This is a genomic window from Marivita sp. (assembly GCF_051251565.1).
Classification (GTDB): Bacteria; Pseudomonadota; Alphaproteobacteria; order Rhodobacterales; family Rhodobacteraceae; genus Marivita.
Genome location: NZ_JBPOFB010000002.1, coordinates 417,345 through 439,975, shown reverse-complemented (window position 1 = coordinate 439,975; position 22,631 = coordinate 417,345). Strand labels below are relative to the sequence as shown.

26 protein-coding genes and 1 tRNA gene are annotated in these 22,631 nt (G+C 60.7%); 10 read left to right on the top strand and 17 right to left on the bottom strand.

Annotation, left to right across the window (positions count from 1 at the left end; translation table 11 throughout):
- Window positions 1-128: 128 nt before the first annotated feature.
- On the top strand, window positions 129-806 hold the full coding sequence (locus ACSHXH_RS04700; RefSeq protein ID WP_435670609.1) for a tyrosine-type recombinase/integrase: 678 nt from the start codon (window positions 129-131) through the stop codon (window positions 804-806).
- 22 nt (window positions 807-828) lie between these two features.
- Here the strand turns inward: ACSHXH_RS04700 and ACSHXH_RS04695 are convergent.
- Window positions 829-904 (bottom strand) — tRNA-Lys (locus ACSHXH_RS04695).
- 139 nt (window positions 905-1,043) lie between these two features.
- Here ACSHXH_RS04695 and dapF point away from each other — a divergent pair.
- The 4 genes from dapF to ACSHXH_RS04675 all read left to right on the top strand — a co-directional run bounded on the left by dapF (window position 1,044) and on the right by ACSHXH_RS04675 (window position 4,879).
- On the top strand, window positions 1,044-1,883 hold the full coding sequence (dapF, locus tag ACSHXH_RS04690; RefSeq protein WP_435670608.1) for a diaminopimelate epimerase: 840 nt from the start codon (window positions 1,044-1,046) through the stop codon (window positions 1,881-1,883).
- Window positions 1,880-3,133 (top strand): tRNA (N(6)-L-threonylcarbamoyladenosine(37)-C(2))-methylthiotransferase MtaB, encoded by a 1,254-nt coding sequence (gene mtaB / locus ACSHXH_RS04685; RefSeq protein WP_435670607.1) that lies wholly within the window; start codon window positions 1,880-1,882, stop codon window positions 3,131-3,133. Before dapF ends, mtaB begins: the two co-directional genes overlap by 4 nt.
- Before the next feature lie 91 nt (window positions 3,134-3,224).
- Complete coding sequence (locus ACSHXH_RS04680; protein WP_435670617.1) at window positions 3,225-3,920, top strand: CDP-alcohol phosphatidyltransferase family protein; 696 nt, start codon at window positions 3,225-3,227, stop codon at window positions 3,918-3,920.
- Between the two features lie 35 nt (window positions 3,921-3,955).
- Complete coding sequence (locus ACSHXH_RS04675; RefSeq protein WP_435670606.1) at window positions 3,956-4,879, top strand: DMT family transporter; 924 nt, start codon at window positions 3,956-3,958, stop codon at window positions 4,877-4,879.
- On the opposite strand, the gene ACSHXH_RS04670 is transcribed toward ACSHXH_RS04675, so the two are convergent.
- Window positions 4,827-5,636: an ABC transporter permease gene (locus ACSHXH_RS04670; RefSeq protein ID WP_435670605.1), complete on the bottom strand. Its 810-nt coding sequence runs from the start codon at window positions 5,634-5,636 to the stop codon at window positions 4,827-4,829. The genes ACSHXH_RS04675 and ACSHXH_RS04670 overlap by 53 nt on opposite strands.
- Window positions 5,637-5,756: 120 nt before the next feature.
- Here ACSHXH_RS04670 and ACSHXH_RS04665 point away from each other — a divergent pair, with 120 nt between their 5' ends.
- Entirely contained in the window at window positions 5,757-6,338 is a 582-nt protein-coding gene (locus ACSHXH_RS04665; protein ID WP_435670604.1) for a GcrA family cell cycle regulator, read from the top strand.
- A 68-nt stretch (window positions 6,339-6,406) separates the two neighbouring features.
- Here ACSHXH_RS04665 and ACSHXH_RS04660 read toward each other — a convergent pair whose 3' ends face one another.
- Window positions 6,407-6,946, bottom strand: a complete 540-nt coding sequence (locus ACSHXH_RS04660; protein ID WP_435670603.1) for a GNAT family N-acetyltransferase — start codon at window positions 6,944-6,946, stop codon at window positions 6,407-6,409.
- A gap of 131 nt (window positions 6,947-7,077) precedes the next feature.
- On the opposite strand from ACSHXH_RS04660, the gene rimO reads away from it, so the two are divergent.
- Entirely contained in the window at window positions 7,078-8,454 is a 1,377-nt protein-coding gene (rimO, locus tag ACSHXH_RS04655) for a 30S ribosomal protein S12 methylthiotransferase RimO (protein ID WP_435670602.1), read from the top strand.
- A 112-nt stretch (window positions 8,455-8,566) separates the two neighbouring features.
- On the top strand, window positions 8,567-8,956 hold the full coding sequence (locus tag ACSHXH_RS04650; protein WP_435670601.1) for a thiol-disulfide oxidoreductase DCC family protein: 390 nt from the start codon (window positions 8,567-8,569) through the stop codon (window positions 8,954-8,956).
- Between the two features lie 2 nt (window positions 8,957-8,958).
- Here ACSHXH_RS04650 and ACSHXH_RS04645 read toward each other — a convergent pair whose 3' ends face one another.
- A complete protein-coding gene (locus ACSHXH_RS04645) occupies window positions 8,959-9,309 on the bottom strand; it encodes a YigZ family protein (RefSeq protein ID WP_435670600.1) in 351 nt (116 codons plus the stop codon).
- Window positions 9,296-9,754, bottom strand: a complete 459-nt coding sequence (locus ACSHXH_RS04640) for a hypothetical protein (RefSeq protein WP_435670599.1) — start codon at window positions 9,752-9,754, stop codon at window positions 9,296-9,298. The genes ACSHXH_RS04645 and ACSHXH_RS04640 overlap by 14 nt, the downstream gene beginning before the upstream one ends.
- Window positions 9,755-10,028: 274 nt before the next feature.
- Here ACSHXH_RS04640 and ACSHXH_RS04635 point away from each other — a divergent pair, with 274 nt between their 5' ends.
- Window positions 10,029-10,610, top strand: a complete 582-nt coding sequence (locus tag ACSHXH_RS04635; RefSeq protein ID WP_435670598.1) for a thymidine kinase — start codon at window positions 10,029-10,031, stop codon at window positions 10,608-10,610.
- Window positions 10,611-10,636: 26 nt separating this feature from the next.
- On the opposite strand, the gene ACSHXH_RS04630 is transcribed toward ACSHXH_RS04635, so the two are convergent.
- From ACSHXH_RS04630 to ACSHXH_RS04575, 12 genes are all read right to left on the bottom strand, one after another.
- A complete protein-coding gene (locus ACSHXH_RS04630; protein WP_435670597.1) occupies window positions 10,637-11,755 on the bottom strand; it encodes a beta-ketoacyl-ACP synthase III in 1,119 nt (372 codons plus the stop codon).
- 77 nt (window positions 11,756-11,832) lie between these two features.
- On the bottom strand, window positions 11,833-12,789 hold the full coding sequence (locus ACSHXH_RS04625) for a 2-hydroxyacid dehydrogenase (RefSeq protein ID WP_435670596.1): 957 nt from the start codon (window positions 12,787-12,789) through the stop codon (window positions 11,833-11,835).
- Window positions 12,783-13,121, bottom strand: a complete 339-nt coding sequence (locus ACSHXH_RS04620; protein ID WP_435670595.1) for a tRNA-binding protein — start codon at window positions 13,119-13,121, stop codon at window positions 12,783-12,785. The genes ACSHXH_RS04625 and ACSHXH_RS04620 overlap by 7 nt, the downstream gene beginning before the upstream one ends.
- Window positions 13,114-13,929: a pyrroline-5-carboxylate reductase gene (gene proC / locus ACSHXH_RS04615; protein WP_435670594.1), complete on the bottom strand. Its 816-nt coding sequence runs from the start codon at window positions 13,927-13,929 to the stop codon at window positions 13,114-13,116. The genes ACSHXH_RS04620 and proC overlap by 8 nt, the downstream gene beginning before the upstream one ends.
- Before the next feature lie 32 nt (window positions 13,930-13,961).
- Complete coding sequence (locus tag ACSHXH_RS04610; protein ID WP_435670593.1) at window positions 13,962-14,462, bottom strand: YbjN domain-containing protein; 501 nt, start codon at window positions 14,460-14,462, stop codon at window positions 13,962-13,964.
- A 500-nt stretch (window positions 14,463-14,962) separates the two neighbouring features.
- Entirely contained in the window at window positions 14,963-16,225 is a 1,263-nt protein-coding gene (locus tag ACSHXH_RS04605) for an ABC transporter substrate-binding protein (RefSeq protein WP_435670592.1), read from the bottom strand.
- A gap of 36 nt (window positions 16,226-16,261) precedes the next feature.
- Window positions 16,262-17,203 (bottom strand): branched-chain amino acid ABC transporter permease, encoded by a 942-nt coding sequence (locus tag ACSHXH_RS04600; protein ID WP_435670591.1) that lies wholly within the window; start codon window positions 17,201-17,203, stop codon window positions 16,262-16,264.
- The gene (locus ACSHXH_RS04595) at window positions 17,200-18,114 is read right to left on the bottom strand and encodes a branched-chain amino acid ABC transporter permease (RefSeq protein WP_435670590.1); all 915 of its coding nucleotides are present in this window, start codon (window positions 18,112-18,114) and stop codon (window positions 17,200-17,202) included. The genes ACSHXH_RS04600 and ACSHXH_RS04595 overlap by 4 nt, the downstream gene beginning before the upstream one ends.
- Window positions 18,111-18,839 carry an ABC transporter ATP-binding protein gene (locus tag ACSHXH_RS04590; RefSeq protein ID WP_435670589.1) on the bottom strand — a complete coding sequence of 243 codons (729 nt, stop codon included), beginning with the start codon at window positions 18,837-18,839 and terminating at the stop codon, window positions 18,111-18,113. The genes ACSHXH_RS04595 and ACSHXH_RS04590 overlap by 4 nt, the downstream gene beginning before the upstream one ends.
- The gene (locus ACSHXH_RS04585) at window positions 18,836-19,606 is read right to left on the bottom strand and encodes an ABC transporter ATP-binding protein (RefSeq protein ID WP_435670588.1); all 771 of its coding nucleotides are present in this window, start codon (window positions 19,604-19,606) and stop codon (window positions 18,836-18,838) included. Before ACSHXH_RS04585 ends, ACSHXH_RS04590 begins: the two co-directional genes overlap by 4 nt.
- Complete coding sequence (locus ACSHXH_RS04580) at window positions 19,606-20,676, bottom strand: aldo/keto reductase (protein WP_435670587.1); 1,071 nt, start codon at window positions 20,674-20,676, stop codon at window positions 19,606-19,608. Before ACSHXH_RS04580 ends, ACSHXH_RS04585 begins: the two co-directional genes overlap by 1 nt.
- Complete coding sequence (locus ACSHXH_RS04575) at window positions 20,673-21,047, bottom strand: TIGR04076 family protein (protein WP_435670586.1); 375 nt, start codon at window positions 21,045-21,047, stop codon at window positions 20,673-20,675. Before ACSHXH_RS04575 ends, ACSHXH_RS04580 begins: the two co-directional genes overlap by 4 nt.
- Window positions 21,048-21,170: 123 nt before the next feature.
- Between ACSHXH_RS04575 and ACSHXH_RS04570 the strand changes: the two genes are divergently transcribed.
- On the top strand, window positions 21,171-22,628 hold the full coding sequence (locus ACSHXH_RS04570) for an aldo/keto reductase (RefSeq protein WP_435670585.1): 1,458 nt from the start codon (window positions 21,171-21,173) through the stop codon (window positions 22,626-22,628).
- Window positions 22,629-22,631: the final 3 nt, after the last annotated feature.

Here is a 22,631-nt window from a genome sequence, read left to right as displayed (position 1 = left end):
GGAAAAGCCCCGTCGCCTTCGAGCGGAAAGTAGCTTAAACGAGCACTTGGGGCGGCACAGAAGCGTGACAGGTCCAAGCCGAGACCCCGACCGCCGCGAACAACCTGCGCAAGCGGCTGATCCAGTTGATGGATTTCGCGATCACGCTGGACTGGCGCGGAGACAACCCGGCGCGGGCAACGAAGCCGTTTCGTGTGGGCGGTGACGGCTTTCACACCTGGGACGAGGACGAGCTGGCGCAGTTTTTCAAGGCCCACAAGCCCGGTACGCTCGCGCATACGGCGATGACGCTGATGCTCTACACCGGCGCGGCGCGGGTCGATGCGGTGAAGCTGGGGCCGAAGAACGTCCGCAACGGCAAAATCGAGTACCGGCGACAGAAGACGCAGCGCTCAGGCGGTGTGCTGGTTTCCGTGCCGATCCACCCGGACCTGGCCGAAGTGCTAGACAAGTTGCCGAAGGACCGCCCCTTCCTGGCCACCCAGAAAGGCACCATGCGCTCTGCCGGTGGGCTGGGCAATCTCATGCAGCGTTGGACCGAAGAGGCCGAGCTGCCTCAGTGTTCCGCCCACGGGCTGCGCAAGGCTTGCGCGCGACGTCTGGCCGAGGCCGGAGCCACCGCGCACGAGATCGGCGCGGTCACAGGCCACAAAACGCTAGCCCTCGTGCAGCGCTACACCGAGGCCGCAGGCCGCGAAGGCATGGCCGATTCCGCGATTGAGAAACTGGTCGCCCGCCCGAATGGCGAGCGCAATTTGGCGAACCTTCCCAAGAGGTTCGTCAATTCTGACACCAACCCCAAGTAGGGAAAGGAAAATTGATGATCAGTGGTGAGCCGTGCAGGATTCGAACCTGCGACCCACTGATTAAAAGTCAGTTGCTCTACCAACTGAGCTAACGGCCCACTGGGGCGCTGTCTAGAAAGAGGGCCCATTGCGGTCAACCCCCAAAACGGCACATTCGAACGCTAACGTGAAGAAAGCCAAAGCGCGGGATCAGCGGCGCACTGGAAAGATGCATCGCACAGGCGTATATGCGCGGCCATGATGACCCACGCGACGCATGATATCGCCTTTATGAAAATGCACGGGCTCGGCAATGATTTTGTCGTGCTGGATGGCCGTGTGCGGCCTGTCGCCATGACAGCCGCGCTGGCGCAGGCCATTGGCGACCGGCATCGCGGTGTGGGGTTTGACCAGCTTGCCCTGATCGAACCGGGCACAGGCAGCGCGGATGCGCGGCTGACCTTCTACAACGCGGACGGGTCCACCGCCGGGGCATGTGGCAATGCCACACGCTGTATTGCGCGGTATCTGATGGACGACACGCGCAATACCCAGGTGGTTTTGACCACCGAACGCGGGCACCTTGTGGCCCAGGACGCAGGCCACGGCCTGACGACGGTCAACATGGGCCTGCCGCAGATCACGTGGCACGAGGTGCCGCTGGCGTCGCAGATGGACACGCTGGAGCTTCCTATCGACGGCGGGCCAACGGCCACGGGCATGGGCAATCCGCATTGCACGTTCTTCGTCGCCAATGCCGAATCGGTAGATCTTGAAACGCGGGGGGCCACCATCGAACATCACCCGTTGTTTCCCGAACGCACCAATGTTCAATTTGCCAGCGTGATCGGCGACAACCATCTGCGGATGAGGGTCTGGGAACGCGGAGTCGGGGTCACGCTTGCCTCGGGATCGTCCTCCTGCGCGACGGCAGTTGCAGCGGCGCGGCGCGGTCTGACTGGGCGGCGGGTGACCATTGACCTTGATGGTGGGCGGATTGACATAGACTGGCGCGACGACGGGGTCTGGATGACCGGACCCACGGCGCATGTGTTCTCGGGCACGTTCACACCCGAATGGCTGGAGCAGATCAGATGAGCGCGCCCAAATTCACCACGATGGGCTGTCGCCTGAACGCGTACGAGACCGAAGCGATGAAAGACCTTGCCGCGCAGGCGGGGCTGTCAAATGCCGTGGTCATCAACACCTGCGCCGTAACCGCCGAGGCGGTGCGCAAGGCCCGCCAAGAGATTCGCAAGCTGCGCCGCGACAACCCCGATGCCAAGCTGATCGTGACCGGCTGCGCCGCGCAGACCGAACCCGAGACCTTTGCCCAGATGGCCGAGGTCGACGCGGTGATCGGCAACACAGAAAAGATGACGCCGGACACGTGGGCGGGGCTTGCCACCGATTTCATCGGCGACACGGAGGCGGTGCAGGTCAATGACATCATGTCGGTGACCGAAACCGCGCAACATCTGATCGACGGGTTTGGCACCCGGTCCCGCGCCTATGTGCAGGTCCAGAACGGTTGTGACCATCGCTGCACCTTCTGCATCATCCCCTACGGTCGCGGCAATTCGCGCTCGGTGCCTGCGGGTGTGATCGTGGACCAGATCACGCGGCTGGTGGACAAGGGCTTTAACGAAGTGGTGCTGACCGGCGTTGACCTGACAAGCTGGGGTGCAGACCTGCCCGCACAGCCGAAACTGGGCGACCTGGTGATGCGCATCCTCAAGCTGGTGCCGGACCTGCCGCGCCTGCGGATCAGTTCGATTGACAGCATCGAGGTGGACGAGAACCTGATGCAGGCAATTGCAACCGAGCCGCGCCTGATGCCGCATCTGCATCTGAGCCTTCAGCATGGCGATGATCTTATTCTCAAGCGGATGAAACGGCGGCATTTGCGCGACGATGCGATCCGCTTTGCCGAGGACGCCCGCAAACTGCGCCCAGACATGACCTTTGGCGCGGACATCATCGCGGGCTTTCCAACCGAAACCGAGGCGCATTTCGCCAATTCGCTGAAGCTGGTTGAAGAGTGCCACCTCACATGGCTGCATGTCTTCCCCTATTCGCCCCGCCAAGGCACGCCCGCCGCGCGGATGCCGCAGGTCGATGGGCGCGCGATCAAGGACCGGGCCGCACGGTTGCGGGCCGCCGGAGAGGCCGCTGTCACCCGTCACCTGCAAGACCAACAGGGCCGCACCCACAACGTGCTGCTCGAAGCGCCCGATATGGGCCGGACCGAGCAATTCACCGAAGTGCGCTTTGCTACAGAACAGCCCGTGGGGCAGATCGTCAGCGCAATGATCACGGGGCGTGACGGGCACCAACTGGTGGCATGACGGTAACATCTGCGACAGTCGGGCCGCCAATGCAGGAACGATCCACAACCGGCGCGTTGCACGCGGCGGCGAATTGCGCCAAAACCGCAAAATGACCGATCAATCCCGCGCCTTGGGCGTTCATCTTCTTACTGCCACTGGTGCCGTGTTTGCCATGCTCGCCCTCCTGGCGGCGGCACAGGACCAATGGTCGGTGATGTTTCTGTGGTTGGTCGTGGCCTTTGCCGTTGACGGCATCGACGGACCGCTGGCGCGCAAATACGATGTCAAAACCAATGCCCCACGCTTTGATGGCGTGCTGTTGGACCTGATCATCGACTATCTGACCTATGTGTTCATCCCGGCCTTTGCCCTGTTCCAATCTGGCCTTCTGCCCGGCTGGACAGGCTGGTTTGCGATCATCGTGATCACCTTTGCCAGCGCCATGTATTTCGCAGACAACCGGATGAAGACCCCCGACAATTCATTCCAGGGCTTTCCCGGCTGCTGGAACATGCTGATTCTTGTGCTGTTCGCAATCGAGCCGAATTCATGGGTCTCGCTGGGATTGGTGGCGCTTTTGTCGGTGGCGATGTTCCTGCCTCTCAAGTTCATCCACCCCGTGCGCACCGAACGCTGGCGTGGCCTGTCCTTGCCCATCGCACTGGCATGGACGTTCTTTGCAGGCTGGGCGGCTTGGGTCGATTTCCACCCCGACAGCTGGGCGCATTGGGGTTTGATCGCAACCTCCGTCTACCTTGTGCTCGTGGGGATCGTTCAGCAGATTGTACCAACACGCGCGCAGTGATTGCCTTTGGCCGAAAGGCCGGGCAAGGCTGAGCGATGTTTGTGCCCAAATCCCAGAACCCTGTCTTGGCCGCGGTGCTGACGCTGCTTGCCTCGGCCTTTGTGGCGGGCACCACGTTGCTGGCCAAGATGCTGAGCACGGACGCACTGGGCCCAGCGCTCAACCCGCTCCAGATCAGTCAGGGACGGTTTGTCTTTGCCTTCCTCGCCTTTGCGCTGGCTGCAACGCTTATGCGTTTGCGCTTTACCCAGATCGCATGGAAGACCCACACGGTGCGCGTCGCGTTCGGCTGGGGCGGTGTCACCCTGATGTTTGCGGCCACCGCCTATATCCCGCTGTCAGACGCCACCGCGATCAGCTTTCTCAACCCGGTGATTGCCGTGCTGCTGGCCATCCCGCTTTTGGGCGAACGCGTCGGACCTGTGCGGCTGAGTGCGGCGGCCATTGCGCTGTGCGGGGCGATGATCCTGTTGCGCCCCACGCCGGACGCGTTTCAGCCAGCGGCACTTTTGGCACTTGGCGCGGCGATATCGCTGGGCATCGAACTGATCGTGATCAAGCGCCTGTCCGGGCGCGAGGGGCCGATGCAGATCCTGCTGATCAACAACGTGATCGGCGTTGGCATCGCCTCGGCTGCGGCCATATGGGTCTGGATCGCGCCCACCCCGGCGCAATGGCTTGCGCTTGCGGGCATCGGGCTGTTGATGGCAGCCGCACAGACCTGCTTCATCAACGCGATTGCCCGCGCTGACGCGAGCTTTGTCGGGCCGTTTTTCTATGCCACGCTGGTGTTTGCCGCGCTCTATGACTTTGTCGTCTTCGGCGTACGCCCCGATAGCGTGTCGGTGATCGGAACCGGTGTCATTCTGTGCGGTGCGGGCCTGTTGGTCTGGCGCGAAGGCCGGATCAGGCCTTCAGCCGGTAGCCCCGTCGGAAAAATGACCACGCCAGAAGATTGATCGCCAGCGTCGCCGCAACAGTCACCGCGGCACCCAGCCACGGACTGCTGTCAGAGACCCCCAACATGCCCCAACGCACCCCATCAATCAGATAAAAGATCGGGTTCATATGGGTGATGTCGTTCAACAGCGGCGGCAAGGCCTGCACGGAATAGAAGGTGCCGGACAAGAAAGCCAAAGGCGTGACGATGAAATTGGTGATCGCGGCCATCTGATCAAACTTGTCTGCATAAATCCCGGCAACCATGCCAACGCCCGACATCAGCGCGCCGCCGATAAAGACGAAGAACAACGCGACCAGCGGATGCTGTGGCACGATCCCAAGGAACAGCCAAAGCGCAAGCGCGATGGCAACCGCCACCACCAGCCCCCGCGCGATCCCGCCCGCAAGATAGCCCAGAACCAGCTCTGCCGCCGACAAGGGCGGCATCAACGTGTCAACGATATTGCCCTGCACCTTCGAGATCACAATCGACGACGACGTGTTCGCAAACGCATTCTGGATCACGGTCATCATCAGGATGCCGGGTGCCAGAAACAGGGTGAAATCAACGCCCATCACGTCGCCCCGGCGTTCCCCGATGGCGATGGTAAAGATCACAAGGAACAATCCTGCCGTCACCAAGGGCGCAAGCAGCGTTTGCGTCCACACATTGGCAAAGCGCAGGATCTCGCGCTGACCGAGCGTATAAAGCCCCAACCAATTTACTCGGCCAAAACGACGCTCATTCGCATTCATCTGCTCGGTCTGTTGCATTGGGCACCTCTTGCCTGTCAGCGCGGGTTGTAACTCGCCCACGCATGATTAGAATAGAGAGCGACTTAGAGATTTCGGGCGGCCAACGCAAATGGCCGCTCTTTTTGATGGAGGGCGACGATGTCCTGGACCGATGAACGTGTAGAGCTGCTGAAAAAGATGTGGGGCGAAGGCCAGTCGGCCAGCCAGATCGCCAAGGAACTTGGCGGGGTGACCCGCAATGCCGTGATCGGAAAGGTGCATCGCCTGGGCCTGTCGAACCGTGCCGGGGCCGCTGGCGCGACCAAAGCCGAAGCCAAGCCTGCGCCCAAGGCGGAAGCGCCCAAACCCAAGGCCGCTGCCAAGCCAGCGCCTGCCCAAAAGCCTGCTGAACCCGAAGTGGTGATGGAAACGAAATCCGCCACCCCGCCGCCCAGCCCGCGCAAGCAGATCATTCCGGCGGGTCAACCGCTGCCGCCGCAACCCTCGGCGAACGAGATCAGCCCCGAAGCCTTGGCCAAGGTCAACGCGATCGAGAAGAAGGCAAAGAAGCTGACGCTGATGGAATTGACCGAACGGACCTGCAAATGGCCGGTGGGTGATCCGGCAACGCCGAACTTCTGGTTCTGCGGATTGCCCGTGCAACAAGGCAAACCCTATTGCGAGGCGCATGTCGGCGTGGCGTTCCAGCCGATGAGTTCACGCCGCGACCGGCGTCGCTGAGGCACAGATACGGTTTTGATGTCAGGGGCGGGTCAACCGCCCCTTTTTATTTGCCGCTGGAATGTCGTTTACCAAAAGTCCGGGTGATCCAGTGCTGGCGCACATATCGCAGGCTTTGGCAGCGGGGTCAGTGGAGCGTCTGTCAGGGATTGCGCGATCCAGCCCACTGGCATGTTGAGTGGCTGCGGCGCCGGAACGATATCAGGTGAGACCTGCGTGAAGCCGACACGCCCATAAAAATCCGGATCCCCGTAGGTGACAGCGACGTCCACACCTTCGGCTTTCAAATCCTTTAGCGCATGGGTCAAAAGCTTTTGGCCGACACCTTGGCCTTGATGTACTGTGGCCACTGCCATGGGCGACAAAAGAACCACCTTCCGCGCATCATCGGCAAAGCGCATTCGCGTAAAGACCGCGCAACCGCAGAGCGCGTCATCCTGATGCGCCGTGTAAACGCAAAGATCGCCCGAGGGGGTGGTGGTCAGCAGATCATGGACAAGACCCTGAATTACGGCCCCTTCTTGAGCGCCTTCCGACTCTGTGAACGTGTCTTTGAACAGTTCAGCAATTGGAGCGTTGAGCCCCGTTTGATTTTTCAGAAACTGCACGCCGCGCACCTCTCACAATTTCCTTTCGCAAGACGCATCTCATATTCCCCGTGATGATCCTGCCGATGCCCGCGAAGCCATCGCAAGCGGCATGACGATCTGGGCTTTCGCAGTGGCATGCAAGAGATTATATGCAGCGCATGTCACAGAACCCCCCTTCCCTGCGTCCTGATCTGGCCCCATCGGCCAAGATCACCGATGCACCCCGTGCTGGCCAGCCGACCATCGGTATGGTGTCGCTTGGTTGCCCCAAGGCGCTGGTGGACAGCGAACGCATTCTGACGCGACTGCGGGCCGAAGGGTATGGGATCAGCCCGGATTATTCCGGAGCAGATGCGGTCATTGTAAACACCTGCGGTTTTCTGGACTCGGCCAAGGCGGAAAGCCTTGATGCCATCGGCGAAGCGCTCACTGAAAACGGTCGGGTGATCGTCACCGGCTGTCTCGGAGCAGAGCCGGAGTATATCACCGGTGCGCACCCCAAAGTTCTGGCCGTCACGGGTCCACATCAATACGAACAGGTGCTGGATGCGGTGCATGCCGCTGTGCCGCCAGATCCTGATCCCTTTATCGATCTGCTGCCCGCAACCGGTGTGAGCCTGACCCCGCGCCATTACAGCTATTTGAAAATCTCGGAAGGCTGCAATCACAAGTGCAAATTCTGCATCATCCCGGACATGCGCGGGTTGCTCACCTCGCGCCCCGCCAAGGCGGTGCTGCGCGAGGCGGAAAAGCTGGTCGAGAATGGCGTGCGCGAATTGCTGGTCATTTCGCAGGACACCTCGGCCTATGGCACCGATTGGAAGGACCGGGACGAGAAGTTCCCGATCCTGTCGCTGGCGCGGGATCTGGGCAGTCTGGGGGCCTGGGTGCGGATGCATTACGTCTACCCCTACCCGCATGTGCGCGAGTTGGTGCCGCTGATGGCGGACGGTCTGGTGTTGCCCTATCTCGACATTCCGTTTCAGCATGCGCATCCCGACACGCTCAGACGTATGGCGCGGCCTGCGGCAGCGGCGCGGACGCTGGACGAGATCGCAGCCTGGCGCGACCTGTGCCCGGACATCACGCTGCGGTCCACTTTCATCGTCGGCTATCCCGGCGAGACCGAGGCCGAGTTCCAGACGCTTCTGGATTGGCTGGACGAGGCGCAACTGGATCGCGTTGGGTGTTTCCAGTATGAAAACGTCGCCGGTGCGCGGTCAAACGCCCTGCCCGATCATGTGCCAGCCGAGATCAAGCAAGAGCGTTGGGACCGGTTCATGGAAAAGGCGCAGGCCATTTCCGAAGCCAAGCTGGCGGCAAAGGTCGGGTCATTGATAGACGTGATCGTCGACGATATCGACGAAGACGGGATCGCCACCTGCCGCACCAAGGCCGACGCGCCCGAGATTGACGGCAACCTGTTCATCGACGAAGGCACTGACGGCCTGTCGGTTGGGGACATCGTGACGGTCGAGGTGGACGAAGCGGGCGAATACGACCTTTGGGGAACTGTGACCCGTTGATCCTTGGGCAGTATGCGGCATGCGGTGACGCATCACACTGTTTCCCGTTGCGGAACCGCACGCGCCCCCGACGCCACCTTGCCGGATAGGCATTGCGGCATATCTGTGGGTCATGACTGACACGCCCCACACCAAAGTTCTGTTCAACGACACTTGCCCGGTCTGTTCGTTCGAGATCAACCATTACGCGGCCTATGCACAAAAGCACGGCCTTCGGATTCAGTTCGACGATCTGAACGGACCGGACCGCGCCGCCTGGGGTATCGACGAAGACACCGCAGCGCGGCGGCTGTATGTCCTGAAAGACGGTGCGCTGACCAGCGGCATTCCCGCGTTTCTCGTGCTTTGGCAGGAGATGCCCAAGTATCGCTGGCTGGGTCGGATTGTCGGCCTTCCGGGGATCAGACAGGCCGCAAGCGCGGTCTATGACCACATCCTTGCCCCCCTGATCTACCGCTGGCACCTGCGACGCAAAGCACGGGCAACACGCAGCGCCCCCTGATTTCAGGTGTTGTCGAGGTAGTGGCGCACACAATCCTGCACATGGCGGAACCGGTCACCGCCAAGATGCTTGCCGCCATACCACCGGGTCACCACGATCATGTGATCGGTCAGCCCGGCGCGTTCCAGCATGTGCAGGATGATCTGACCCGCGCCGCCTTCACCATCGTCATTCTTGAGGGGCGTGCCATCCGAGAACACGACTGCCCAGGTGTTGTGCGTGGCCTTGGCGTATTTCTTGCTGCGCTTGAGGTCTTTGAGGAAGGCCATCGCCTCTTCACGGGTTGCCGCCGGACCACCGCTCACCGCATATTTGGAGCCACGGTCCGAGATGACGCCTTCAAACTTGTTCATCTTCCAGATGCAGTTTCATATCCACAAGCACCTGCTGCAAGGCAAGCGTTTCGCGCAACAGGCGGCGCGCTTCGTTTCCGGTGATCACACCGTCCTGAATGGATTGGTGATATTCCGCCATCAGCATCGCAAAGCGCTGGCTGAGGGCCACCACATCGGAATTGACCCCACCTTTGCGCGGTTCGTTGTCACGCCGTTTGTCAAAGGACAACGTGATCCCGTTCAGTTCCGCCAGGGCAGAGGTCACATGCGGGTAACTTGATTCCTGTTCCAGTGCCGCGACCGCATCAACCGGGATGAACCGGTCGGCATGTTCGTCGTGATCGGCGTAATAGCGGCCAAGCGTGGCTTTGGATTTGCCTGTCAGTTCGCAGGCTTTTTCGATCCCCACGTCTTTGACGAGAAGCTCGGTGTGTTTTTTCAGATATGGACCGAAACTCGGCATCGTTGACCTCTCGCACCATTCCAACGGGGAATGGGAACATTTGCATCTGTTTCCCCTGACTTGCAGTGTAATGCAATGGCACACCTGTACCAGACCCGAATTCGTCGGGCGCAAGGCACGTCGGGCTTGTCCCGGACCTGGGATGCGCAGTTTGGTCGCTGGCACGGTGCGTGTTGTATGCCGTGTAAAATGTCGCCACTCATGGGCACAGCGGCAGCGCATCCCTTATTTGCCACTCTTGCGCGGCGGCCTGTGTTGCGGCACATGGCGGGATATGGCCAAGCTTTACTTCAATTACTCCACCATGAACGCAGGCAAATCGACCTTGCTGCTGCAAGCCGCGCATAATTACGAAGAGCGCGGTATGTCGGTCTACCGGATGACTGCGGCTTTTGATGATCGGGCGGGCAAGGGCCAGATCGGATCACGAATCGGTTTCGCACAGGAGGCGGACACGTTTTCCCCGACGGACGATTTGTTCGCGCGCCTGCAAACCGTGCTACAGGGTACGCCGCTGGCCTGCATCTTTATCGACGAGGCGCAATTCCTGACGCCAGACCAGGTCTGGCAATTGGCGCGGGTGGTTGATGATCTGGGTGTGCCTGTCATGGCTTACGGGTTGCGCGTTGATTTCCGGGGCAAGCTGTTTCCGGGATCGGCCACGCTTTTGGCACTGGCCGATTCGCTGCGCGAGGTGCGCACGATTTGCCATTGCGGGCGCAAGGCCACGATGGTGGTGCGGCAGGACGATCAGGGCCATGTGCTGACCGAAGGGGCGCAGGTGCAGATCGGCGGCAACGAGACCTATGTGAGCCTGTGCCGCAAACACTGGCGGCAGGCCACCGGAACCCAGTAACCGCTAGCCACGCTCAGGCCATTGGATCAGGCGCATTCGATAAGAACGGACCCGACCGAATATCCCGCACCGAATGAACAGATTACCCCCCGGTCGCCTTTTTCCATATCGTCCGAGTGCTTCGAGAACGCGATGATCGAACCGGCGGACGATGTGTTGGCGTAATCCTGCAAGATGTTGGGCTGCTCTCCCGGTTCCGGCGTGCGGCCCAGAACCTTTTTGCCGATAAAGTCATTCATCGTCTTGTTCGCCTGATGCAACCAAAGGCGTTGCAGGCTGTCCGCCGTCCAGCCCGTGTCGTCCAGATGCCCAAGGATATGCGCCGACACCATTGGCAGCACCTCTTTGAACACCTTGCGCCCGTTTTGCATGAATTGCATATCGCGGCGGTCTTCCATCTGGTCGCGGGTGCGGCGCAGAAAGCCATTATTGTTGCGGATGTTGTTGGAAAACTCGGTGGCACACCGTGTGCCGTGAATGGTGAAATGCGCGCCTTTGGCATTGGCATCGGGTTCGATCACCACAGCCGTTGCCACGTCGCCAAAGATGAAATGACAATCCCGGTCGCGCCATTCCAGATGCGCCGAACAAATCTCGGGGTTGACCACGATGGCACAGCGCACCGACCCCGCGCGCACCATGTCAGCGGCGGCCTGAATCCCGAACGTGGCCGAGGAACACGCGACATTCATGTCAAAGGCAAAGCCGCCCGCGCCGATCAGCTTTTGGATCTCGACCGCAATCGCCGGGTAGGCGCGTTCGTGGTTTGACGCGGCGCAGATCACCAGATCGACCTCGGAAGCGTCGCGCCCGGATTGGGCCAGCGCCTTGGTGATCGCATCCACCGCCATTTCGGCCATGATCGACGGCGCGTCATCGTCGCGCGCCCGCAAGCGGGGGAACATGCGGGATGGGTCCAGCACACCGTCCTTGTCCATCACATAGCGCTGTTCGATCCCGGATGCAGACTGGATAAAATCCGCACTGGACTGCGGCATGGCCACTGCCATTCCGGCGGCAATCGCATCGGCGTTGTCGGCGTTCACCCGGTCGGCATAGGCGTTGAAAGCCACCACCAATTCGTCATTGGTAATGATGTTTTCGGGCGTGAACACACCGCTCCCGGTGATGGCGGGTTTGATCATTTTCAGCTCCTCCAGACGTTGGGGAACCAAAAGACACGCTGTCCCGAGGGTCAAGGTGAACGCTACGGCGGTTTGCGTCAGGTCACGGCGTTTGGCAGGTCTTGCCCCTTGGAAAACGCAATCAGGTTGTCGAGCGCCATGCGCCCCATATCCGTCCGCACTTCGAGCGCCGCCGTGCCCAGATGCGGCAACAGTGTCACGTTTTCCATGTCGATCAGGGCTTGCGGCACGCGGGGTTCAAATTCGTACACGTCAAGCCCCGCACCCGCGATCTGGCCGGTTTGCAGCGCGTTGATCAGCGCGATTTCATCCACGATATCGCCCCGTGCGATGTTCACCAGATGCGCATGCGGCCGCATCGCAGACAGCACATCGGCTGTGATCAGATGATGCGTCTCGGGCCCGGCGGGCACGGCAATGACCAGCACATCCACCTGGGCTGCAAGCTCTGTCAGGCTGGCGATCTGTGTCGCCGGAAAAGGCACATCCTTGGCAGAGCGGTTGACGTATTTGACCGTCATGCCAAATCCGAAATGCGCGCGTTTGGCAATTGCCTGTCCAATCCGGCCCATGCCGACAATGCCGACCGTCTTGCCGGACATATGCAGCCCAAGCATCTGCACCGGATGCCAGCCATGCCAGTCACCTGCACGCACCAGCCGTTCACCTTCGCCCGCGCGACGGCAGGTCATGAGCATGAGCATCAGGCCAATATCGGCGGTTGCATCCGTCACAGCACCGGGCGTGTTGGTCACCGCGATGCCAGCCTGTGTGGCGGCGGCCACGTCGATATGGTTGTAGCCAACCCCAAAATTGGCCAGCAACTTGCAGCGCGGCTGCGGCACAGCGGCAAACACCTCAGCGCGGTAAAGGTCGCCCAATGTCGGCAGCACCACATCATGGTCGCGCAGGCTGGTTTCCATTTCGGCGCGCGTCATCACATCGGGGCTGTCACGATAGGTCAGGTCAAAGTGATCGCGCGCCGTGGCAATAACGCTGTCGGGCAGATTTCGGGTGATGAGCAGTTTCAGCACAGGCGCGCTCCGTTTGGGGTGGTTTTGTCTGGGGTCGCCAGCACGATGGCCTCGCCCGCGTCATGAAAACCAAGCACAAGCGCTTCGGACATGAACGGGCCGATCTGGCGCGGCGGGAAATTCACCACGCCCATCACCTGTTTGCCGATCAGCGTTTCGGGGTCATAATGCACCGTGATCTGGGCCGAGGATTTCTTGACCCCAACCTCGTCACCGTAATCCACCCAAAGCTTGATCGCGGGCTTGCGTGCCTCGGGGAAAGGTTCGGCGCGAATGACAGTGCCGACGCGGATATCGACCTGCATGAAATCGTCGAACGTGATCTCAGCCATTTGCAAGCTCCTTTGATCGCTTTGTCGCGGCATCAATTGTCTTGACCATCAAGGGTGGCAGGCCGGTATCCGGGTGCATCAAGACATCAAGCCCCGCCTGCGTGGTGCCATTCGGGCTGGTCACGTTCACGCGCAATTGGCTGGGTGTTTCGTCCGATTGCTGGGCCAGCGCGCCAGAGCCCGCAACCGTGGCCTTGGCCAGCGTCATTGCCAAATCCGGGGCCAGCCCCTGCGCCTCGCCTGCTTTCGCCAGACAGTCGATCATGTGAAACACATAGGCCGGACCAGAGCCGGACAGGCCGGTGACCGCATCCATTTGGTCTTCGGTCTCAAGCCGCACCGTCTGGCCAATCGCAGACAGCAGCGTTTCGGCCATCTGGAGCTGGGTCTCGGACACGCGCGCATTGCCGATGATCGCCGTGATCCCCTGTTTCACAGCCGCAGGCGTGTTGGGGATGGACCGGATCACCGGGGTGTCTGCGCCCAGCATGTCCTCAAACGTGGCAATCGTGATCCCCGCCGCCACTGACAGGAACAGCGTGTCACCATTGCCCAGTCGGGCCAATGTCGGCAAAGCGTCGCGCATGACCTGCGGCTTGACCGCGACCAGCACAATTGCGGGCGCGGTGGGCAGATCGGCATTGAGGTTCACACCCTGCGCGGTCACCCAATCTGACGGATGCGGATCATTGATCCAGACAGACCTGCACGGCAGCCCGGCGGCCAACCAACCTTCGAGCATGGCCGACCCCATCTTGCCACAGCCCAAAAGAACAAGGCCGCGCCTGGCGATATCGGAATTCTGCATGGTGCCCCCAATTTTTACGTCGGGGGCAAGTGTTACGCGCGGCCGTAAGCCTCTGCAATGGCGACCTGAAGCGCGTCTTTGGGATCACGATTGCCCCAGACAACCAGCTGGAACGCCGGGTAATAGCGCTCGGCGCTCATCACGGCGCAATTGATCATCGTGTCGATCTGATCGGCACTGGCCACATTGCCACCCGCAAGAACCAGACCATAGCGATAGACCGTCAGCTTGGCCTCTTCCCAATAGGTAAAGGCCCCGGCCCAGCATTGGTCATTGACCGAATTCAGGCTTTCATAGAGCGCGGGCAACCGGTCTTTTGGTGGGTCCATGTCGAAGGTACAGATCAGGCGCAGGGTTTCGTCGTAGGGCGACCATGCCAGCGTGATCGAATAGGTCCGCCACTGGCCTTCGACAGCCATGGCAATCTGATCTTCCGCGATACGGTCAAAATCCCAGTCATGATGCGCGGCGATATGTTCGACGATATCAATAGGGTGGATGTCATCTTCAAGATACTGCTCGGACAGGGCCATACTCCCGCCTCCTATTGCCTGTGCGGAAAGGTCGGATGTGCCCAACCTTTCGGTGCCTGCTCAAGGGGCTGCGTCGTTCCGCCATCCCCATACAACATATGCTGCATGGGCGCGCGTCCTGCGTAAAGCAATAATTCGGGGATAAGCCCAATAAGTTGTGGAGAAGTCCACCTGATGTGGTGGATGCGTATAGTGCCACAAATTGTGGATAAGTTCACCGGAATTTTGAACACGGCGCCAACACCCCGGCCAAACTGCGGCTTGGTGGCACCAATGTCGGATAATGGCGGCGCGCTGGTGCTCAGTCGGGCTGCCTGATTTCCGGGCATTTGCCAGAGCGCGGGTGCCCCTGCTTCTCTGGTTCGAAAATATCCCGGAGGCAACGCCCCAAAGGGCGACGGGGGCAGCGCCCCCACCCTTTTTCATCCGCAAAAAAGGGACGATGCGTCACCGCATCGTCCCCCGGTCGGATTGGCAGAGCCAATCCGACATCAAACGCCTCAGTTGAGTGAGGTCATGAAATCATTCACCTCGGTCAGTGAGATGTATTTCTGTTCTTCGATGCCCGTCTCCGAGAACACCCATGTCACGGCAGGGGCCGACACATCGCCGTTCTTGTCGAACTGCACATTGCCCGTGGCACCTTGGTAAGACACCGTCCCGCCGCCATCGAGCACTTCTTTCGCCAGCGCAAAGCCAGCCGCATCTGCCGTGACCGGAGTGCCGTTGGGATCGGTGATCGACGCCACCTTGGCCGCGATATCGGCGCCGGTCGCGCCCTCACCGGCGGCGTGCATCGCCAGCAATGCGATCAGCGTCGCGTCATAGCTGTTGGCCAGACCCGGACCGTTGGGCGGGCCGTCAAAACGCGCGGTATAGGCCTCGACAAAGGCATCCGCAGAGTCGCTGCGCGGAGATGCAGTATCGGTGCCGGTGAAGTTGCCGAGGAACTGCATGCCCACATTGTCGCGGAACTCGTCCGACTTGAGCGCGTTCGCGGCGATCATGTTCTGCGAGCCACCCAGCGAGATCCATTCGCGCACCACTTGGGTGCCCTCTTTGGGATAAAGCGCCATGTAGATCGCCTGCGGATTGCCCTTGAGCGCCTCGGTCACTTCGGCACGAAAGGACGCCTGCCCATCGTTGATCGCAATAGAGGCGGTGACGTTGATGCCCAACGCCTCAAGGTCAGCCGCGACCAGACCGCCAATGTCCTGTCCCCAGTCGTCGTTCTTGTAGAACACAGCCACGGATTCGTAGCCCGCATCCCGCGCAACCATCGCACCAACCGCAGCTTGCACGCCCGATGTGGCGAAGGTGCGGTAGAACAGACCGTCGGTCTTGCCTTCCTCAGACAATGCCGTGAAGGCGGTCGAGGACGAACAGCATGACATCTGCATCACGCCCGCAGGTACCGTAACAGAGGTCAGGATCGGCATGGACACACCGGACGACACCGCGCCCAGCAGCAATTGCACGCCATCCAGATCAACCAGCGCCTTGGCCGCATCGACGCCGACCTTGGGGTCAACTTGCGTATCGCGCAGAACCATTTCGATCTGACAGCCCGCAACGCCGCCGGTCTCGTTGGCGATATCCACCGCGTATTGCGCGGTTGCGGCGATGGGTTTGCCCCAGTCCACGGATGTGGGCAGAACCGCGCCGATCTTGGTGGTACAGTCTTGTGCGGCGGCGTTTGTGCCAAGGCTGGCAAATCCGGCCGCAAGGCCCAGTGCAAGGGCCGAAGTCTTTAGTCCGTTCATGTCCGTCTCCCTGTTATTTTATGCTTTGATCAGTGGTTATTTGGCCGATTGTGACACGACAAGTTTTTCCGGGAACAGGCCCTGTGGTCTCCACATGAGCATCCCCACGATGACAAAGCCGATCAGCACGAACTGGATCGACCCGGTGTACAGCTGCACCTCCAGCGGTGCGAAGCGGGACAAGGCCCAACCGCTGGCGGTCCAGGCGGCCCAGATCAGGAACGTGCCCATCACCGCGCCCTTGTTGTTGCCCGCGCCGCCGACGATCAGCATCGCCCAGATTTGGAACGTCAGGATCGGCAGCACGTCTTGCGGGCTGATGAAGGCATAGAATGTGGCGTAGAGTCCACCTGCAAGCCCCATGATCACCGATCCGGCGATGAATGCTGTCAGGCGCACGCGCGACGGAGATTTGCCCAGCGATTGGGCAGCGGTTTCGTCCTCTCGGATCGCGCGGAGCAGCCGTCCAAAGGGCGACGCGATCAGGCGTTCAAGGAACAGGTAGGTGGCAATCAGCAAGATGGCGACGAAAACCAGGAACAGCAGGTTGTAGGTGAACCCGTTGCCGAACGTGTCGCGCAAGGGGCGCTCAAACCCCCGGATGCCCTGCGCACCACCCAACCACGCCGCATTGCGGGCGAGGTTTTCAAACGCGACGGCGACGCCGAAGGTGGCAATGGCAAGATAGTCGTGCCTGAGCCTGAGTGTCAGCAAACCAACGACCCATGCAACAAGGCCCGCAATCACCATCCCACCAAACAGGGCGATCAGGTAAGGCAATTCGAAACCGCCCATCATTCCGTCTTGCGGGATGCCGCCAAGGATCAACGTGCCATATGCCCCTGCGCCAAAAAACGCGACCACACCACCATTAAAGAGGCCCGTGTTGCCCCATTGCAGGTTCAGGCCCAGCACCGCGATCGACAGGATCGACGCCACAGTGGCGAAGAAGACAAGGTAAGACAGAACCCCGATCATGCGCGTTCCTCGCCGAACAATCCATGCGGGCGGATCAGAAGCACCGCGAGGATGATCAGGAACGGTACGGCAGGGCTGTACCCTGAGGGCAGGATTACCAGTGCGAGGTTGGACGCGAGGCCGACAAGGAACCCGCCAAGGACCGCACCGTAGATACTGCCGATGCCCCCAACAATGGTGGCGGCAAAGATCGGCAGCACAAGGTCGCGCCCAAGAACCGGGTTGATCTGGTTTGTCAGGCCGTAAAATACCCCTGCCGCCGCAGCCAACCCGCCGCCGATCAGCCAGATCAGCACGATCATACGGCTTAGGTTGATGCCGGACACCTGCGCAAGACTGGGGTTTTCGGCCACGGCGCGCAGGGAATAGCCAAAGGTCGTGCGCGACAGGATCAGATGCAGGATGAACATGATCGCAAGCGCGGCAATCAGGGTGAACACTTGGTCAGGTTTGACCAACAGAAACGGATCGCGGCTGACCACGATGGCGAAGACGATGTCCTGCGAATACAGTTTTGGATCAAGGCCGAAGATCAGCCCGAGGATATTGCGCAGGATCATCGCCACGCCAAAGGACGCAAAGACCATCGACAATTCCCCACCCTTGGCGCGGACGCGTTTGAACACCAGCTTGTCTATGAGGATCGCAGACAGGCCTGTGAGCGCCATGGATATCAGCGTCGCCAGTGTCAGCGCCCATGTGAGGCTGAGCGGACCAATCGCACCCGCCAAGGCCGGGTAAATGGCCGAGAACAACCCGTCAAACACCAGCGCCGCATAGGCCCCGATAGACAGCAGTTCGGCATGCGAGAAGTTCGCAAAGCGCAGCATATGCATCGCCATCGTCAGGCCAATCGCGCCCAGCGACAGGATCGATCCCACCAACACTCCGTCCACGAGGTTCTGGATCATGCCGCTGTCACCCGTTTGCCGCCAAGGTAGATTTGCCCCACAACTGGATCATCCAGCAGGTCTTGCGCGGCACCGTCCACCTGGTTGTGGCCGTCCGCAAGAATGTAGCAGTGATCCGCCATCCGCAGCGCTTGTTTGACGTTTTGTTCCACCAAAAGGATCGTGACGCCTTTTTCCGTCAGGGATTTGGCGTATTCCAGCACCTCTTGCGCGGCCTTGGGCGACAGCCCGGCCGAGGGTTCATCCATCAAAATGACCTTTGGGTTGATCGCAAGCGCCATGGCGACCGCGAGGAACTGGCGTTGCCCACCCGACAAAGCGCCCGCCTTGTCAGACTGTTTGTCTGCCAGCGCCGGGAATTGGGCAAAGAGCGCATCGCGCCGGGAGCCTGCGTCTTTGCCCGCGTTGCGCAACACCAGATCAAGGTTCTGCCGGATTGTCAGAGATCGGAAGATATTGTCCGATTGCGGCACATAGGCGACTCCAAGCCCGCCCATCCGGTCGGGGCGCGGATTGGTGATGTCGGTGCCGTTCAACTGGACTGTGCCACTTAAGACGGGCACCAGACCGGCAATCGCCTTGATCAGCGTGGACTTGCCCGCGCCATTGGGGCCGATGATGACAGTGACCTTGGCAGTCTCAGCCGACAGCGAAACGCCCTTGAGGATCGGCAGGTCCGGCACATAGCCCGCGACGATGTCTTTTGCGACCAAGGCCTGCGTCATTCGACCTGTGCCCCCAGATACGCGTCGAGCAGAACCGTGTTGTTCTGCGCGTCCTCTGCGGTGCCTTCGAACACCTTGCGCCCCTCGGCCAACGCGATCACGGGGTTGCAGTGTTGCATCACGAAATCCATGTCGTGTTCGATGATGACAAAGGTCTTGCCCTCGCGGTTCAGTTCTTCGATCTTGGCGATCAGCGTTTTGGTCAGGGTCGGGTTCACACCCGCCGCCGGTTCATCCAGCAGGATCAGCTTTGGATCGCCCATGAGGATGCGGGCCAGTTCCAGCAACTTCATCTGCCCGCCCGAGATTTGCCCGGCCGCGTTGTCGGCCAAAGGCGCAAGGGTGACAAAATCCAGAACCTCCATCGCGCGTTTGCGGATGGCGGTTTCCTGTTCGCGCATCTTGGCCGCACCAAAAAACGGCCCCCAGAGGCGTTCGCCAGCCTGTGCCAGCGGGGCCAGCATGACGTTTTCCAACACGCTCATCTTTGTAAAGGGACGTGGAATTTGGAACGTGCGGCCAAGGCCCAAGCTGAACAGCGCATCAGGGGCAAAGCGGGTCACGTCTTGACCGTCAAGATGTACCGTGCCGCTCGTCGGGGGCAGCATGCCTGTCAGGACGTTGAACAGCGTCGTCTTGCCCGCGCCGTTAGGGCCGATCAGCCCGGTGATCGTGCCGGCGTGAATGTCCAGCGACACGTCGTTGACAGCGCGGAATTCGCCAAAATCGCGGGTGATCCCGGTCAGACGCAGAAGCGGCTCTGCCATTATCCGTGTACCGCGTCGTTGGGGTTGGCGTTGAGGTTGTACTTCATGATCCGGCCATGGCGGCTACTGCGGTCGCCTTCGAGGGAATAAACATCGCCTTTGGGCCCATCCGCCTGATCGAGCACAGCGTTCAGGGTCGCGTGATCCTCTGCATCAAGCGCAAAGGCGAAGGTCTGCAACGTCTGCGGCAGGTGCCGTGCATAGCGCGCACCGACGATCCCGGCGGCGACCTGCGGCTGGTCCAACACCCAGCGCGTGGCCACGGCCGAGAGCGACACGCCGTGCTTGTCGCCCACCGTCTTGAGCACCGTCAGAAGCGCCTGAAACCGATCCCAAGGGCCGAATTCGTCGATGACCAGACGGTACTTGATGAGGCTGCGGTTCTCAAACTCGAAACCGGGGTCAGGGACGCCCAGCCATTTTTCGGTGATGAACCCTCCTGCCAAGGTGCCGTAGCAGATCAGTTGCATGTCGTTCTCCGCCGCCCAGTCGGTCAAACCATTCTGCGGACGGCGGTCAAGGACCGAGAACTGCACCTGCGCCGACGCGATATCAAACCCGGCGTCAATAAACCGCTGCATCGGCTGACGGTCCCAATTGGTGGTGCCAAGGGTCTTGATCTTGCCCTTTTGCCTGAGCGTCTTAAGCACATCCAATGATGCCACCGCATCGCCAAGGCTTAGATCCCACCAGAAAAACTGCACCAGATCAAGCTGATCGACCTTCAGCCGCATCAGGGATCGGTCGACAATCGCCTCAACCTCATCGGCGCGCAGATCGGCAAGGCGGGTCAGATCGGGCACCAGCTTGGTATGCACACACACCCGGTCCGCCACCGACGCGCCCCGCCGCATGCGCAGGTCGGCGATGAAATCCCCGATCATCTCTTCGACGCCAGTGTAGATATCGGCACAGTCAAAGGTGAACAGACCCGCGTCGACAAACGCTTCCATGTCGCGGATCGCCTGCGCGCGGTCTACCGGGCCGTGATCCCCGGCCAATTGCCAGCCACCACGAATAACGCGGGCAATTGTGTGGCCGGGGCGCAGGTCGGTCGTTTCAACACTCATGTCTGTTTCTTCCAGTAGGGCAAACCGCGCTTGTCCGGCAGGCCCGTGGTTTCGGCATGCGAGAATATTCGCTTGCCTGTTCTGGTGATGCGGAACCGGCCACCGCAATTCGGGTCCGGGCAGGCAATCTCGGCATCGGTGGACATCCAGTCATGCTCAGATGTCGGTCTCTGCTTTGCCGGCAACAGCGGAAGAAGGGCGGCGAGCGCGTACATGGACACTTTTTGTTGGTCGTCAAAGATCAGCAATTCGCCTTCGACGCGAAAGCTCTCGCCTTCGACATGGCGGCAGATGGACGTGCGGTCACCCAACACAGTCTCGACCCGCAGGTCGTACAGCCAAAAATTATCCGCGTGTTCCGCAGCGCACATTCTTCCCCGGTGCGCTGTTCCGCGCGATTGTTCCCCGTTGGCGCAATGGTTGCGGGGTTCTTTCGGGCTTGTCAAACCGGTTCGGGGCGGCAACTCATGGATCAACAGTACAAAGGACCGCCCGTGACCCAACCTGATCACATCGCCCTGAGCCCAAACCTGACGATCCGCCGCGCGCTGGTGGGTCTGTGGCAGGTCGCCGATATTGAGAAAGACGGCGCGGTTATGGACCCGCAGATCGGTGCGGATCATCTGGCCGCCTATGCCGCGTCCGGCTTTGATACGTTCGACATGGCGGATCATTATGGCACGGCAGAAGTGATCACGGGCGCTCTGCTTGCGCGCGGGGATGCGGCAACTGTTTGCACCAAATGGTGCCCGACACCGGGGCCGATGACGGCAGAAGTGGTGCGCGCGGGCGTGCAAGAACGGCTGGATCGGTTGGGCGTCGACACCGTCGATCTTTTGCAATTCCACTGGTGGAGTTTTGAGCATCCCGCATGGCTGGATGCGCTGCATGAAATGACGCACCTGCGCGACGAAGGGCTGATCCGAGAGATCGGTCTGACCAATTTCGACGCGGCGCATCTTCATTTGGCCTTGGCCGATGGCGTGCCGATTGTCAGCAATCAGGTGCCCTGTTCGCTATTGGATCGCCGCGCGACCGGGCCGCTGTCAGATGTCTGTGCGCAGTGGGGGGTGAAACTCTTGTGCTACGGCACATTGCAAGGCGGGTTCCTGTCGGAAAAGTGGTTGGGTCAGCCCGAGCCAACCAAAATCACCGATTGGAGCAAGATGAAATACAAACGCTTCATTGATACGGCAGGCGGTTGGGACGCCTATCAATCCGTGCTGCGGGCGGCGTCTGAGGTGGCGGCGAAACATGGCGTGTCTATCGCCAATGTCGCCACGCGCTGGGTGTTGGAGAACAAGGCGGTTGCGGGGGTGATCATCGGCGCACGTCTGGGCGAGGCACGGCACAGCGCGGACAATCTGAAACTCTTTCGGTTCGCCCTCGATGCCGACGATCACGCGCACCTGAAGGCAGCGTTTGCTCTGACCACGCCCCTGCCCGGTGATTGCGGCGACGAGTATCGCAAGCCACCGTTCCTGACGGCCAGCGGTGATCTGAGCCATCACCTTGATACAATGCCCAGCGCGATGACTGTCGAAGATGTGCCAAACCGCCCCGGCGAACAGCGTGTGCTGTCGGGCAGCGAATGGGAAGACATATGTGGGTATTGTCGCGCGCACCGGGTCGGGGACCGGGTGTTTGTGTCAGGCACCACCGCGACGGCGGGTCTGGACCGGGCGGTGGCCCCCCAAGACGCAGGCGCGCAGACGACCTTTGTTCTGGACAAGATCGGCGCTGCGCTGACTGCGCTTGGCGCGTCGATGGAAGACGTTGTGCGGACCCGCGTCTACCTGAGCGATGCAGAAGACGTGCTGGCCGTGTCCAAGGCGCATGGGCGCGTCTTTGGTGAGATCAAACCAGCCAATACACTGTTTCAGATCGGACAGTTGATCGGCGACTACAAGGTCGAGATCGAGGCCGAAGCGATCCTTCGGCCCCAGATCTAGGCG

Excerpts from the sequence above, each read along its gene's own strand:
- ACSHXH_RS04700 (WP_435670609.1), top strand. The coding sequence starts at position 129 with ATGGATTTCGCGATCACGCTGGACTGGCGCGGAGACAACCCGGCGCGG.
- dapF (WP_435670608.1), top strand. The coding sequence starts at position 1,044 with ATGATGACCCACGCGACGCATGATATCGCCTTTATGAAAATGCACGGG.
- mtaB (WP_435670607.1), top strand. The coding sequence starts at position 1,880 with ATGAGCGCGCCCAAATTCACCACGATGGGCTGTCGCCTGAACGCGTAC.
- ACSHXH_RS04680 (WP_435670617.1), top strand. The coding sequence starts at position 3,225 with ATGACCGATCAATCCCGCGCCTTGGGCGTTCATCTTCTTACTGCCACT.
- ACSHXH_RS04675 (WP_435670606.1), top strand. The coding sequence starts at position 3,956 with ATGTTTGTGCCCAAATCCCAGAACCCTGTCTTGGCCGCGGTGCTGACG.
- ACSHXH_RS04670 (WP_435670605.1), bottom strand. The coding sequence starts at position 5,636 with ATGCAACAGACCGAGCAGATGAATGCGAATGAGCGTCGTTTTGGCCGA.
- ACSHXH_RS04665 (WP_435670604.1), top strand. The coding sequence starts at position 5,757 with ATGTCCTGGACCGATGAACGTGTAGAGCTGCTGAAAAAGATGTGGGGC.
- rimO (WP_435670602.1), top strand. The coding sequence starts at position 7,078 with ATGCAGCGCATGTCACAGAACCCCCCTTCCCTGCGTCCTGATCTGGCC.
- ACSHXH_RS04650 (WP_435670601.1), top strand. The coding sequence starts at position 8,567 with ATGACTGACACGCCCCACACCAAAGTTCTGTTCAACGACACTTGCCCG.
- ACSHXH_RS04645 (WP_435670600.1), bottom strand. The coding sequence starts at position 9,309 with ATGAACAAGTTTGAAGGCGTCATCTCGGACCGTGGCTCCAAATATGCG.
- ACSHXH_RS04640 (WP_435670599.1), bottom strand. The coding sequence starts at position 9,754 with ATGCCGAGTTTCGGTCCATATCTGAAAAAACACACCGAGCTTCTCGTC.
- ACSHXH_RS04635 (WP_435670598.1), top strand. The coding sequence starts at position 10,029 with ATGGCCAAGCTTTACTTCAATTACTCCACCATGAACGCAGGCAAATCG.
- ACSHXH_RS04630 (WP_435670597.1), bottom strand. The coding sequence starts at position 11,755 with ATGATCAAACCCGCCATCACCGGGAGCGGTGTGTTCACGCCCGAAAAC.
- ACSHXH_RS04620 (WP_435670595.1), bottom strand. The coding sequence starts at position 13,121 with ATGGCTGAGATCACGTTCGACGATTTCATGCAGGTCGATATCCGCGTC.
- proC (WP_435670594.1), bottom strand. The coding sequence starts at position 13,929 with ATGCAGAATTCCGATATCGCCAGGCGCGGCCTTGTTCTTTTGGGCTGT.
- ACSHXH_RS04610 (WP_435670593.1), bottom strand. The coding sequence starts at position 14,462 with ATGGCCCTGTCCGAGCAGTATCTTGAAGATGACATCCACCCTATTGAT.
- ACSHXH_RS04605 (WP_435670592.1), bottom strand. The coding sequence starts at position 16,225 with ATGAACGGACTAAAGACTTCGGCCCTTGCACTGGGCCTTGCGGCCGGA.
- ACSHXH_RS04600 (WP_435670591.1), bottom strand. The coding sequence starts at position 17,203 with ATGATCGGGGTTCTGTCTTACCTTGTCTTCTTCGCCACTGTGGCGTCG.
- ACSHXH_RS04595 (WP_435670590.1), bottom strand. The coding sequence starts at position 18,114 with ATGATCCAGAACCTCGTGGACGGAGTGTTGGTGGGATCGATCCTGTCG.
- ACSHXH_RS04590 (WP_435670589.1), bottom strand. The coding sequence starts at position 18,839 with ATGACGCAGGCCTTGGTCGCAAAAGACATCGTCGCGGGCTATGTGCCG.
- ACSHXH_RS04585 (WP_435670588.1), bottom strand. The coding sequence starts at position 19,606 with ATGGCAGAGCCGCTTCTGCGTCTGACCGGGATCACCCGCGATTTTGGC.
- ACSHXH_RS04580 (WP_435670587.1), bottom strand. The coding sequence starts at position 20,676 with ATGAGTGTTGAAACGACCGACCTGCGCCCCGGCCACACAATTGCCCGC.
- ACSHXH_RS04575 (WP_435670586.1), bottom strand. The coding sequence starts at position 21,047 with ATGTGCGCTGCGGAACACGCGGATAATTTTTGGCTGTACGACCTGCGG.